This window comes from Deinococcus planocerae, from assembly GCF_002869765.1.
Classification (GTDB): Bacteria; Deinococcota; Deinococci; order Deinococcales; family Deinococcaceae; genus Deinococcus; species Deinococcus planocerae.
In genome coordinates this window covers 1-12,655 of record NZ_PNOR01000062.1, presented here as the reverse complement: position 1 = coordinate 12,655, position 12,655 = coordinate 1, and the positions used below count along the sequence as shown (strand labels likewise).

8 protein-coding genes are annotated in these 12,655 nt (G+C 69.4%); all 8 read left to right on the top strand.

Annotation, left to right across the window (positions count from 1 at the left end; translation table 11 throughout):
* Positions 1-626: 626 nt before the first annotated feature.
* The 8 genes from A7B18_RS22155 to A7B18_RS20210 all read left to right on the top strand — a co-directional run bounded on the left by A7B18_RS22155 (position 627) and on the right by A7B18_RS20210 (position 12,550).
* Entirely contained in the window at positions 627-1,085 is a 459-nt protein-coding gene (locus A7B18_RS22155; protein ID WP_180970275.1) for a TrbC/VirB2 family protein, read from the top strand.
* Between the two features lie 43 nt (positions 1,086-1,128).
* Positions 1,129-1,521, top strand: coding sequence for a hypothetical protein (locus A7B18_RS20240; RefSeq protein ID WP_146009626.1), 393 nt, complete (start codon positions 1,129-1,131; stop codon positions 1,519-1,521).
* A complete protein-coding gene (locus A7B18_RS20235; protein WP_102128481.1) occupies positions 1,521-4,091 on the top strand; it encodes a TraG/VirB4 family ATPase in 2,571 nt (856 codons plus the stop codon). The genes A7B18_RS20240 and A7B18_RS20235 overlap by 1 nt, the downstream gene beginning before the upstream one ends.
* A 26-nt stretch (positions 4,092-4,117) precedes the next feature.
* The gene (locus A7B18_RS20230) at positions 4,118-5,158 is read left to right on the top strand and encodes a hypothetical protein (protein WP_102128480.1); all 1,041 of its coding nucleotides are present in this window, start codon (positions 4,118-4,120) and stop codon (positions 5,156-5,158) included.
* A gap of 3 nt (positions 5,159-5,161) precedes the next feature.
* Entirely contained in the window at positions 5,162-6,793 is a 1,632-nt protein-coding gene (locus tag A7B18_RS20225; RefSeq protein ID WP_102128479.1) for a hypothetical protein, read from the top strand.
* 6 nt (positions 6,794-6,799) lie between these two features.
* Positions 6,800-9,175, top strand: coding sequence for a type IV secretory system conjugative DNA transfer family protein (locus A7B18_RS20220; protein WP_102128478.1), 2,376 nt, complete (start codon positions 6,800-6,802; stop codon positions 9,173-9,175).
* Positions 9,176-9,520: 345 nt separating this feature from the next.
* The gene (locus A7B18_RS20215) at positions 9,521-11,413 is read left to right on the top strand and encodes a right-handed parallel beta-helix repeat-containing protein (RefSeq protein WP_102128477.1); all 1,893 of its coding nucleotides are present in this window, start codon (positions 9,521-9,523) and stop codon (positions 11,411-11,413) included.
* Positions 11,414-11,749: 336 nt separating this feature from the next.
* Positions 11,750-12,550 carry a DUF1565 domain-containing protein gene (locus A7B18_RS20210; RefSeq protein ID WP_146009625.1) on the top strand — a complete coding sequence of 267 codons (801 nt, stop codon included), beginning with the start codon at positions 11,750-11,752 and terminating at the stop codon, positions 12,548-12,550.
* The last annotated feature ends 105 nt before the right edge of the window (positions 12,551-12,655 follow it).

Here is a 12,655-nt window from a genome sequence, read left to right as displayed (position 1 = left end):
GGGGGGGGGGCGGGGGGGGGGGGCGCGGGGGGGGGGGGGGGGGGGGGGGGGGGGGGGAGGGGGGGGGGGGGGGGGGGGGGGGGGGGGGGGGCCCGGGCCCGGGGGGGGGGGGGGGGGGGGGGGGGGGGGGGGGGGGGGGGGGCCCCGGGGGGGGGGGGGGGGGGGGGAGCCGCCCCCCCCCCCCCCCCCCCCCCCGCCAGCAGCATGGGACCCAGCAGCAGGCTCACGCCCAGCAGGCCGGCCAGACCCACCTTGCCCTTGCTCACCGACCACTCGTCGGTCAGGTCGTCTTGCCGGTAGAACAGCCGCCGAAGCACCGAGCGGGCCTGGGCGCGGGTGCGGGCCTGCGCCTCCTGCTCCGGAAAGAGAGCCCGCGCGTCGGTCTCGCCGCCCGCCTCGTCGTGTCGCAGGCCGGCGATCAGGCGCGACGCCAGTTCGGGGTGCTCGGTTTCCAGCCGCGAATAGAAGGCGACGAAGCCCGGCGCGCCCGGGTCGGGGACGCCGTGGCCGAGTGCCTGTTGGATTTCCACTCTGGTCTGCTCGTCGATTTTCATAATCGGAGTGTAGTTCGGCATAAAGGGGGCACAGAGATGTATTCAACGCCGGTTGTTCTCAAGAAGGCACGTTTGTTTGTAGACCGGGCGGGGCAACAGGTGTTCACCGCCAGTCTGACCCTTCGACACTGGACCGAGAGCCAAGTCCGTTCCCACCCCACCACGCCTCGCCAGGGCTTCGTCTGGGGGATGGCGGCGGCGGTGCTAGCGCTGTCGCAGGAGGCTCTGGCACAGGACGGCCCAGACGTGGGTGAGGGCGTGGCCGAGAACACCAGTCCCTTCACGACGGTCAACACGGGCATCTGCACGATGTCGGGCTGGCTGCGCGGCCCGGTGGGCATCGGCCTGGTGTTGATCGCCATCGTGGTCGCGGGCATCAGCCTTGCGGTAGGCGGCAAGAGGTCCACCTCCATCCTGATCGCCGCGTTGGCGGGGGCCGCCGTGATCCTCGGCGCCCGCTCGATCATGTCGCTGGCCACCGGCTCGAACACGAACATCTGCGCGACCGGCGCAGGCGCCCCGGCCCCCTGAGCGTCCCGCGCCCCAACCCCGCCGAGGAGACCCTATGCTCCGTATGCGCGTCTACCGTCTCGCCGTGCCCCTCACCGTGCTGGGCATGGACCTCTGGGCGCTGTTCACCGTCGCGTTCGGCACGCTGGTGGCCCTGCAATTCTGGCAGGACCGCGCGCCCGCGCTGCTGTCCCTGCCGCTGGCGGGCCTGAGCGGCTTCGCGCTGTCGAAACTGGTGGGACTGATCAAGCACTTCTTTCCCGGGCGGGCGCTGTGGCACGTCGTGGCCTGGCTGACCCAGGGCGACCGCTACCGGGTGCAGCGCGACGTGTGCTCCTCCCCGCTGATCGTGCCGCGCGAGGACCGCTTCCTGGTGCGGCCCTCCAGAAAGCAGGCCCGGCGGGTGGGGCGGGCCGCGGCGCCGTCTTCCGAGCCGCTCCAGGGCGGGGTGACCTGATGTCCAGGCTCACGCAAGCCCGCACCCGCTCGCTCCTGGACGCCCTGCCGTACTGGGACCTGCGGGGGGGCACCATGTTCCTGGCCGATGGCCGCATGGAGGTCGGGGTGGAGGTGCAGTTTCCCCCGGCACTCTTTCTGACCGGCGGCGGCCTGGAACTGGTGCTGCGCCAGCTCAAGGGGGTGCTTCGCAACGCCGTGCCGCAGGGCCAGCGGCTGCGCCTGACCGTGGAGGTCGGTCCGGTGGGCGCGGCGGGCATCGCCCCGTACCGCGCCGAGACGACCAGCCCGGTGCCGCTGGCCCGGCTGCTGGGCGAGAAACGCGCCGAGTTCTATGAGGGGCTGGCCGAGCTGCCCGGCGAGGTGCTGCGCTGGCGGGCCTACCTGAGCGTCACGGTGGGCGAGAAACGGCTGGGCACCCGCCCGAACCTGCTCAGCTACGCGCTGGGGAGCGCGGTGCCGCTGCTGCGGCGCAAGACCCACATCGGCTACACCGCCCCCGAGTTCGAGGAACGCCTGCTGGAGGCGGGCGCGGTCCGGCAGCGGCTGCTGCACTTCCTGGCCTCGGCGGGGTTGGAGGCGCGGGCCATGACCGACGAGGACGTGTTCTCGCTGTGCTTCCGATTTCTCAACCCGGCCCTTAAGCACCTGCCGGTGCCCGGCTACCGGCCAACGTGGCAGGTGCTGCCCGCCGAGGTGCTCGAACGCTTCGGCGGTCTGGCGCCCCCCACGCTGCGCGCGCAACTGGCAAAGTCCGAGCTGGACAACAGCCGCCCGCACGAACTGGGCCTGGGGTGGCGCCGGGCGCGGATGCTGGGCCTGGTCCACAGCCCGGACGAGACCGCCTACGGCATGATCAATCACCTGCTGGACGCCTCCGGCGAGCTGTACCTGGTGGTCGACCTCCAACACGACCCCTACAACAAGGCCATGCAGCGGCTCAAGTCCTCGGCCCGCAAGTTCTACTCGGCTTCGGTCGACACCAACGTGTACGTCGATCCCAACGTGCGCACCGGCCTGGCCGAGGCCGAGGCGGCCATCGAGCACATCACGGCGGCGGGCGACCACGTGTATCAGGTCGGCGTGTCGCTGGTGGTCCTCGGCGCCGACAGCAAGGACCTCGAATCGCGCATCACCCGGGCCTTCGGGGCCTCGGCCAGCGTTCCGGGCAGCCCCTTCCTGATCCTCCAGCACGGGCTGCTCGCGCCGTTTACCCAGTGCCTGCCGTTCGGCGGCGAATTGATCGACCAGCGGCTGAGCCTGCTGGAGACCAACGCCGCGCACTTCTTCCCCCTGGGCGCGCCCTGGGCCGGGCACCGCCGCCCCACCGCGATGTTTCACAACCGCTGGAAGGCGCTGACCTTCCTCGACCCCTTCGATCCCGGCATGACCAACTGGAACGCCCTGATCGTGGGCGGCTCCGGGCAGGGCAAGACCTTTTTCGCCCAGTACATGATCACCGAGTTGCTGCGCCAGGACGACGTGGACGTGATCATCGTGGATCGGGGACGCAGCTACGAGAAGACGGTGGAGCTGCTGGGCGGCGCCATGATCGATGTCGAGCCCGGCGGCCAGACGGCGATCAACCCCTTCGACCTGGCCCCCGGCGAGACCGCGCCCGACGAGGACAAGATCGCGTTTCTGGCGGGGGTGGTGCGGGCGATGGTGGGCGGGGTGGTCCCCCGGCTGGAGGCCGAGGAGGACGCCCTGATCGGCACCGCGCTGCGCGCCGCGTACCTGCGCAAGACCGACGAGGTATTCGAGGGCGGCGAGTTCCGCCCCCGGCTCGGAGAGGTGCGGCTGTCGGACTTCGTGCGGACGCTCTCGAACCTGGAGCGCGTCGGGGACAAGACCGTGACCGCCGAGGACCGGCACCTGGCCGACACCCTGGCGCGGACCCTGCAAAACTGGACCGGCAAGACGCCCTACGGCAGCTTCGTGGACCGCACGACCAGCGTGCCGCTTTCCGGCGCCCGGCTGGTCTGCTACGACACCAGCCGGTTCCAGCTCGACTCGCCGCTGGCGACCGTCGGCATCATGCTGATCGCCGATCTGGTCTGGCGCCGGGTGAGGGGCGACCGGACCCGGCGCAAGGTGGTGATCTTCGACGAGTGCTGGGCGCTGCTGACCATCCCCGCCGCCGCGCACTTCGTGGTCGAGCTCTACCGCCGCTTCCGGCGCTACAACGCCGCCGTGTGGAGCGTCAGCCAGTCGATGGCCGACTTCCAGCGCCCCGAGGCGCACGGCATCCTGCAAAACACCACCTACCACTACCTGCTGCGCACCCCCGGCGAGGAGGAGGCGGTGCGGGACCTGCTGCACCTGCCGCAGGCGGCGATGGAGGCGTTTTTGGACCTCAAGCGCGTCGACGGCGTGTACAGCGAGGTGCTGGCCTGGGTCCGGACCGAGACCGGCAGCCTGGGCGACGTGATCTGGGTGCGGCCCACGCCGCTGGACCTGTGGACCTTCACGACCTCGGCGCAGGCGATGGCCCGCCGCGACGAGGCCATCGCGCGGGCCGGCGGCGATCTGCGCGCCGCCCTGACGGCGCTGGCGTACGGCCAGACGTGAGCCCAGCAGAACGGGGAGGCAGGCAGATGAAGCGCAAAGCACTGGTGACGACGCTGGCCCTGACGCTGGGCACCCAGGCCCAGGCGGTGGATCTCAGGAAGGCCTTGGAAGAGGGCCTGAAGGGGTACCCGTTCAACGCTGAGACGATCTTCGGCTTTTTCAAGGACCCCTTCGGTACCCTCGGCAACTTGACCGGCACGGTTGCCAATTCGGTTCTGGGCGACGTGTGGAAGGCGACCATTACAGACATCTTCGCGGGCAAGTCCGGGGTCGACGGTGTGGAGGCCCAGCTCGCGACCAGTTTCGGCATCAAGGGCAACACGTTCCGCCTAGCAGAAGAGAGCCTTTCGACTGCGCTGCTCCAGCCATTCGACCCGGAGTTATGGAGCAAGGCCGAGTTGGATCTGACCCAGGGGTTCGACACCATGCAGGCCAAGGCTATAGAGGCGCTGAACAAGCTGGGTCCCAGCGTCCCGGAGGGCGACAAACTCGGCCTGGAGCTGGGCTGGCGGGGGGCCATCGAGGAGCAGCAGAAGCTGAGCTCGGCGGCCATCGCCGCACGGCGGGACGAGGCGGTGTCGCGCGAGGTCGCCAAGACGCTGGGCACCGACACCTCGCCGGTCGAGTTGCGTGAACAGGTCGTTCAGAACGCTGAGCAGTTGCAGGAGGACTCAGCCAATGCCACCTCGACCCGGGCAACGGTGCAGGCCCTGAACGAGGGGTTCGCGGCCTACACGGTCCAGCAGCAGCTCGGCAACGAGCAGATCATCGCCCGCTTAAACGGCCTGCTGGCGCAGGGAGCCCTCAGCAACTCGCAGATGGTGCGGGTGGTCGACGAGCTGATGGCCGACCGCGTGCGGGAGAACGAGGCGGAACTGGCGCGGTTCCGGGAGCGACAGGCCGAGACCAAGAAGTTGGAAGAGACCGTGAAGGGGGCGACGGAATCGGCCATGGCGAATCTGGGCAACATGAAGTTTGACCGGGATGCAGTCGTGACGGCGCTCTCGTTCGGGGGTGGCCCCGAAGCGCCCGGTGACGCGCCCACCACCCCCCGGCAGGAGCCGTGACCCATGTCCCTCCGACGCTGGCTGCTGTTGCTGGTGATGCTGCTGGGTCTGCACACGGTCGCGGGCGCCCAACAGACCGCGCCGGTCCCCTTTCCCGAGGACACCATCGTCGCGGCCAACTCCTCGACCTGTGAGCAGCGGCGCCGGGCGGCGCTGGGAGAGACGTCCTCGATCTACAACCCGGGCGAGACCGTCGGCAGCGCCACGGTGACGTATAGCGCCCTGCCGTGTCCGACCACCTGGCTGGCCCAGATCACCCGGGCCATCGACACCGCCGGGTTACCGCGGGCCATCTCGCTGCTGGCCCAGTCGGTGCTCCTGATCGGCATCATCTGGAACGGCATCCAGATCGCCAACGGGGGGGCGCTGACCGACGTGCGCGAACTGCTCACCCGCCTGCTCGTCTCGGGCTGGCTGGTGCTGGGGTCCTCCAGCCTCGGCGACCTGCCCAGCGAGCCCCGCTTCACCGGCAACCTGGGCCAACTGGTGCGCGCGTCCTGGGTGGAGGCGTACAAGTGGGGAGACGCCAGCTTCGCCGCTCCCGCCCTGGAGCGGGCCGCCACCGAGACCAAGGCGCTGGGGGAGCACATCAGCAACCTGACCCTGCTGTTCGGCACCCTTCAGACCCTCGCGAGCGGCCTGAAGGGCGGCCAGGCCGCCCCGGTGACCAACCCATGGTTGGGCTTTCTCGGCCTGCTCTTCGGTGGGGCCCAGGGCGCGGCGAGCGCGGTCGAGGCCACGGCCCAGGCAGGCATCTTCGCCATCAACATCGTCATGCCCCTCCTAATCACCTACTACGTGATCATCATGGGCACCGGCCTGGCGACCGTGCTGGGCTCGCTGCTGCTGCCGCTGGCCGGGGCGCTGTACATCTTCTCGCCCGGCGCGGGCCAGCAGTTCCTGCAAACCTGGTTCAAGACCGTCATGTCGGCGGTGCTCCTGATGGCCTTCATGCCCATCGTGTTCTCGGGCTCGGTCGAAGTGGGCTTCGTTCAGCCGTCCAGACAGTTCAACGCGGCTTTGGACAAGACCAACCGCATCATCGAGGCGGATTTCAAGAACACCGACGCGCTGCTCAGGTCCGGGGACATCAGCGACTTCGAGGCGTTTCGGCGGGATGCCAACTCCCACATCGCCACGCTGATGAACAAGGTCAATTTCCCCAGCTACGCCAACTCGATGCTCTCGTCTCTGGCGCTGATGTTCTTCAGTCTCCTGGCGGGCATCTACCTGCTGCGGCTGGCGCAGAACTGGATCGTGGAGTTTCTGGGCGGAGTCGCGGCGGCGGTGGGCGGCGTGAAACCGCCGAGGGTCGGCTCGGGCGGGGTCGGCGGCGCGCTGTCGAGCGCGAAGAGCATAGGCAGCACCCTCCAGGCAGAGCGGGCGGCATCTGTCCGGCAGGCCGCCGCTGGCGGCCCCACGGGCGGGCCGGGCGGCGCTCCAGGGGGCAGGCCCGGCAGCGCCAGGCCGAAGCTGGCAAGCGGCGGGCCGCCCAACGGCGGACCATTCGGGGGCGGCCCGGCCAACAGCGGCCCGTCGAGCAGCGGCCCGTCGAGCAGCAGCCCGGCCAGCACCCCTTCCAGCAGCGGTCCCTCTGGCCCACGGTCCAGCAGCGCGCCAACGGTCAAGGTCTGAAGCCCCATGCGCGCGCGCCGCTTCTCCCTGGCCCTGCTCGCCTGGGCCGCAGCCCTCGCGCTGCTCGCCAGCCTGGGCTGGCTGGGCGCGCTGGGCTGGCAGCACCTCGTGCTCGCCGCCCAGGCGCTGGCGGCCCGGGGCTGGCCCGCGTCCATCGGCGTGGCAGCGGAGCCGGGCATCTTCGTGCCGCGCTGCCTGATCGACCCTGCCTGTGGCCCGGTGCTGCTGGAGGTCTGGGAGCGGTCCCTGCCCCGCTGGGCGCTCTCCCTGCCGTTCCTGCCGCTGCTGGTGTGGGTGCTGGCGGGCGTCACCGAGCGGTTCGGCGGCACCTATCAGGACCCCGGTCAGGGCCGCTGGGCCACGCCCAGGGACCTCGCCGCGTCCCTGAGAGGGGACCGCCGGTCGCCGCGGGTCGGCTACCTGGGGCTGGTGGGCGGGCGGGTCCTGAGGCTGCCCGAGAGCTCCAGGTGCGCGCACACCCTGATCGTGGGCGGCACCGGGGCGGGCAAGACCACCCGGTACCTGAACCCGAACCTGCTGCTCGACGCCCGCGACGGCGTGAGCGCGGTGGTCTTCGACCTGAAGTACCCCGACGCGCGCAGCGGCTTTCTGGAGAGCATCAACTGTTTCCGGGCCTGGGGGCGCACGGTGTACCCGTTCACGCCCTTCGACCCGGACAGCGCCCGGCTGCCCCTGCTGGAGGGCGTGAGCAGCGTTCAGGACGCCTTCGAGATCGCCGAGACGTTCCGGCCCAGCGGCGGGCCGGGGGACGGTGCGGTGTTCTACCGCAACAACGAGCGCCAACTGCTCGCCGGGCTGATCCTGGCCGTGAGCCTGGACGGCCAGCCCACCATGCGCCGGGTCTACGAACTGCTCAGCCTGGGGGCCGACCCGCTGCGCGCCTACGTGAACGCCCGGCCCCCCGTGCGCGAGGTGCTCGCGGCGCTGCTGGGGCTCAAGACCGACGTGCTGGCGGGCATCTGCACGGGCCTGGCGGGCGACTTGCAACTGTTCTTGCACCCGAATCTCGACCGCGCCACCAGCGCGGGGCCGGGCCTGCGGCTGGACCTGCGCCGCCTGTGCCGCGAGCCGGGCTTCCTGTACATCGGCGTGCCGCAGGAAGAGGTGCAGGGGGGCCGGGGGCAGGTGCTGCTGCGGCTGTTCAAGCGGCGGCTGGACCAGGCCATCCTGGAGGTGGCGGGGGAGCACGGCGGACGGTTGCCGGTGCATCTGTCGGTGTACCTCGACGAGTTTCCGTCGTTCGGGCCGTTGCCCAACATCGGCGAGAACCTGGCGACGATGCGCTCGCGCCGGGTGGCCTACCACATCGCCGTGCAGAGCCGGGCCCAGGGCGAGGCGGTGTATGGCCGGGACGAGTTCCGGGGGATGGTCAACAACAACTTCGCGCAGATGGTGATCTTTCCGCGCTCCCTGAGGCTCGAAGACGCGCAGTTCTTCTCCGAGCATCTGGGCGAGGTGACCGTGCGCGAGGAGAGCCACGGCGTCAACCGCGAACCCGGCCTCCTGGGCATCATGAGTCGCAGCCGCACGAGCCGCACCTTCAAGGAGGTGGCCCGTCCGCTCCTGTCCGCCGAGGCGATGCGCACCTTTCCGGACGGCTCGGCGGTCGTCGAACTCGTCGGCTCGCCGCCCGCCGTCGTGCGGATGCCGCGCCTGGACGAACGGGACAGCCCCCTGCGCGCGGTCTTTCTCAAGATCCGGTCCACCTACGAGGTCCCGGACCTGCGGCGGCGGGGCGGAGTCCCGGTCCCAGACGCCCCGCTTCCTGGGGCCGCGGCCCCCGTGACCTCTGCTCCTCTCACTTCAGCCGCCGTTGCCCCGGCTCCGTCTGACCCTCCGCCCGGCCCGGCGCGCAATCCGCTCGCCGAGGATTTCCGGGCCTGGGTGGGCCGTCTGATCCACGACGGCGTGCCGCTCACGCTCGATCTGGACGACGCGGCGCGGCCACTGCGGCTGACCCTGCGGGCAGGCGACCTCCGCACCCCACCGCCCGACCTGAACGCCTGGACCGAGAAGGGCTGGGTGCAGGCCGGTGCCGGGACCCTGGACGTGACCCGGCTGGGCCTGAGCCGGGTCGAACGGCTCTGGCGGGCGCTCGCCGAGCATCACGGACATGGCCGGGTCCTGCGCTGGGCCGCCGATCACGCCGCCCGGCTCGACGGTCATCCGCGGCGCACCCAGCCCGCGCCGACCCCGCTGGGGCGCTGGGGGGACGGCGCGGTGCTGTTGCCGCTCGACGTCGCCCTGGACCTGCTGGACGGCGGCGGCCTGGAATGGCGCGAGGAGGAGCTGGCCGGGCGCCCGGTGCCGCTGGTGGAAGTGCGCTGGCGCGCGGCCACGCCGCAGACCCCCGCGGTCTGAGGTGCGGTGACCCGTCCCGCCTGGAGCGTTCGCCAAGGTTCGGCCCCGCAGAAACAGGCAGGCCAGCGAGACGGCGGGGCGGCTGCCCTCGCGCTGCGTGTCGTCCCGCCCGGCACGAGTGACCGGACAGGGCGGCGCGGACACCGCACCGACGTTCCCGGATCACTCGAAAGGATGGCTCGGCCTGAACGCCACCTTTTCCCCCGCAGACCCTCGACGGAATTATTTACTTGATGAGCAGTGACGCCGTCCTAAGGTGTGGGGAACTTCATCAATGTAGAGGCTGGCGAGAGGATGCGCTGGAACGTCACTTTGAAGTGATGGAGTCATCTGGAGGTGTGAGGTATGTTGAACAGGAACATCGTGCTCGCTCTTTCGACGGCCCTCTTGTTCGGCTCCTGCGGTCGTCTTCCCGAGGTCCAGGCCGCTGAGCAGGGCACGGAAGACTCGCCGTTCAGCCTCCGGACCCTGGCGGTGGGTGACCCCGCCGAGGAGACGGACGCCGCCAAGCTGTCCAACGGTCGCCTGTACATCACCGAGCAGGTCCCCGTCTCCACCTCCAGCGACCCCGTGACCGGAGGGGTGTACGTCGCGCCGGGTGGTGATGACGACGGCGGCACCGGCAACCCGGGCCGTCCCTACCGCACCCTGCGCAAGGCCGTCGCTGCGGCGCCCGCCGGGGCCACCATCGTGATGCGGGGGGGCGAGTACCGTGACGTGGCGGACGTGACCATCCGCAAACGGCTGACCGTGCGCTCCTACCCGGGGGAACGGGTCCTGATCAAAGGCAGCCGGGTCCTGCCCGACAGCGCCTGGCGACGAGAATCCGGCAGCGGTCTGTGGTACACCAACTGGACCCTGAATCTGCCGCGCGTCAGTCAGGCGTCGGTGGGCGGCAGTGAATGTCCCAAGTGCATCGACAGCCGAGTTCCCACCGCCGACTACACCGAGGCTGTCTTCGTCAACGGGCTCGGCCTGTGGCAGGTGCTGTCGAAAAACGAGGTGGGGGGCGCGACCGCCCATTCCCCGGCCAAGTTCTACGTGGACCGCGGCAACAACCGCCTCTACATCGGGCTCGACCCGCGCGACAAGAGGGTGGAGGCGACCGAAGATGTGTCCGGCCTCACGGTGGACAACACCCCGGCGACCGACGGCACCGTCGTCCGTGGCCTCAATTTCTTGCATTACGCGGGCAAGGCCCTCTCGGTGGAGGGCGACGAGGTGCGCGTCGAGGACAACACCTTCGCGTGGAGCTCCACGGTTCCCCTGGGTGTGAACGCCAGCGCCAGGGCGTCGCGCAGCGTCATCAGGAACAACAGGTTCTTCTACAACGGTCGCAAGGGCCTCACCGGAAGCGCGAGGGGGATGCGCGTCCTGGGCAACACCATCGCCTACAACAACGTGGAGGGGTTCAGCAAGTCGTGGGATGCGGCGGGCATGAAGCTGACCCAGGCCAACGACGTTCTGGTCGCCGATAACGAGGCTTTCGGCAACAACGCGACCGCCCTGTGGCTGGACATCAACATGGAGAACATCCGGATGGTCCGCAATTACGCCCACGACAACTCGGGCTTCGGACTGTTCTACGAGATCTCCAAGGGCGGGATCATCGCCAGCAACGTGGCCGCGCGCAACGGGGTTGGCATCGCCGTCAGCGGCTCGAGTGACGTGCAGGTGTACAACAACACCCTGGTGGAGAATGGGCGCAACCTCTACGTCAAGGACACGTCGAGGCGCAACCCCGATGCCGGAGAGGTGGCACGGGGCCTGGACTGGGACACCCGGAACGTCGTCATCAAGAACAACCTGCACTCGGATTTCAAGGCCCTCGCCGTGGACACCGAGTCCTACCGTTGCCCGGACACCGAGCCGATGATTCACGCGATCAACAACAACCTGTATCAGCGCACGAGCACCGCCGGAAAGGCGAACCAGTACGCCTGGGTCGAGAAGGCCGTCCGGACCTCGGAGGGGTGCAGGGTTCCGGAGTTCAAGTGGTGGGCCGACTTCAACCGGGTCGTCGGGCGTGAACCGGACGCGATCAACCTCAACGACGTGCCGCAAAGCGCCCTGTTCAGGAACGCTGGCGCCGACGACTTCCGGGTCCTGGGCGGCTCGCGCGCCTCCCGCACCGGCCAGGCACTGCCCCAGGACGTGGCGAACGCCATCAACGAGGGCAGCTCCCTGGACGTTCCCAGCGGACAGGCCGTGAATATGGGGGCCTTGCACCTCCGGTAAGGTCGGGGAAGAGGGGTCGTTCTGCTGGCCTCACCCGTCGGCTCCCGGTTGCGCCTCACACCCTGGCAACGTCCGTGAGGGGTGAGTCGCCCGAACGGAGCAAACAGGGAAAGTGGATTCGGGACACGTAGGTTCCAATCCTTTCCTCGTTGGACTTGAGCAAGGACAGGGCAATTGACGGAAAAATTCGTCTCCCTCGGCAGGAGCGAGAATCCCTGCGTCGCCCGGGATGACCACCGTTCTTCCGTCCACCGTGCCAGGGGGTGATTTGACGTAGGCGCGGAACTGATTCGGGACCCAACCACGGTGCTTCGTGATGATCCGGAGGTTCGTGAAATGCAACAGAAAAGAGTCATGCTCGCCCTGTCGACCGCTCTGCTCCTCGGTGCCTGTGGTCAGACGCCGACCGGGGCGTCCACAGAGGTGCAAGCCGACCTGAAGAGTCCCCAGGTGTGGTCCAGCAGCCCCAGCGACGGCTCCGGCGGGAGCCCCACCGACATCGGGGGGGCTGGGCTCGGCGCGCAGGGCTATGCCCCACAGGGGGACGACCTGAAAGACACCTCATACCCCACCCCTGGGGACGCCACCTTCGTGGCGACGGACGGCAGCGACACCACAGGGAACGGCAGCATCGGCAGGCCGTACGAGACGCTCGCCAGGGCCATCGCGGCCACGCCAGCGGGCGGCACCGTCGTGCTGCGCGGCGGCACCTACCGCATGAACACCACGGAGGTGAACAAACGCCTGACCATTCAACCGTACGACAGCGCCAGCCTGGGGCGGAACGCGAAAGTCTGGCTCAAGGGCAGCCTGGAGGTCAAGGGGTGGACGGCGAACGGGAACGACTGGAGCGCGAGCTGGTTTCACCCCCTTCCACTTACTACCCAGGGTGATTGGTCCTGCGTGAAGCCCAACTGCATCATCGACCCCGCCCACCCACAGGCGAACCACCGCGATCAACTGTTCGTGGACGGCCAGGCTCTGAAGCAGGTGCTGTCCCGCAATCAGGTGGTGCCCGGTACCTTTTACGTCGACTCTGGCAACAGAAAGCTCATCGCAAACGTTGGCGCGGGTGTCAACCCCAACTCACGGCTGATGGAGGGCACAGCCTATGACTCAGGAGTTGCACCTGCATAACGACGGGGAAGCGCTCCCAGCCGAGAAAATCTGGGAGTGTCTACGTCACAGATTCTGGGGGAGCGCGTCCGCATTCTGGCAGATGAGTTCCTGGCCGTTCCAACC

Coding starts and splice junctions, on each gene's coding strand:
- A7B18_RS20240 (WP_146009626.1), top strand. CDS start 1,129: ATGCGCGTCTACCGTCTCGCCGTGCCCCTCACCGTGCTGGGCATGGAC.
- A7B18_RS20235 (WP_102128481.1), top strand. CDS start 1,521: ATGTCCAGGCTCACGCAAGCCCGCACCCGCTCGCTCCTGGACGCCCTG.
- A7B18_RS20230 (WP_102128480.1), top strand. CDS start 4,118: ATGAAGCGCAAAGCACTGGTGACGACGCTGGCCCTGACGCTGGGCACC.
- A7B18_RS20225 (WP_102128479.1), top strand. CDS start 5,162: ATGTCCCTCCGACGCTGGCTGCTGTTGCTGGTGATGCTGCTGGGTCTG.
- A7B18_RS20220 (WP_102128478.1), top strand. CDS start 6,800: ATGCGCGCGCGCCGCTTCTCCCTGGCCCTGCTCGCCTGGGCCGCAGCC.
- A7B18_RS20215 (WP_102128477.1), top strand. CDS start 9,521: ATGTTGAACAGGAACATCGTGCTCGCTCTTTCGACGGCCCTCTTGTTC.
- A7B18_RS20210 (WP_146009625.1), top strand. CDS start 11,750: ATGCAACAGAAAAGAGTCATGCTCGCCCTGTCGACCGCTCTGCTCCTC.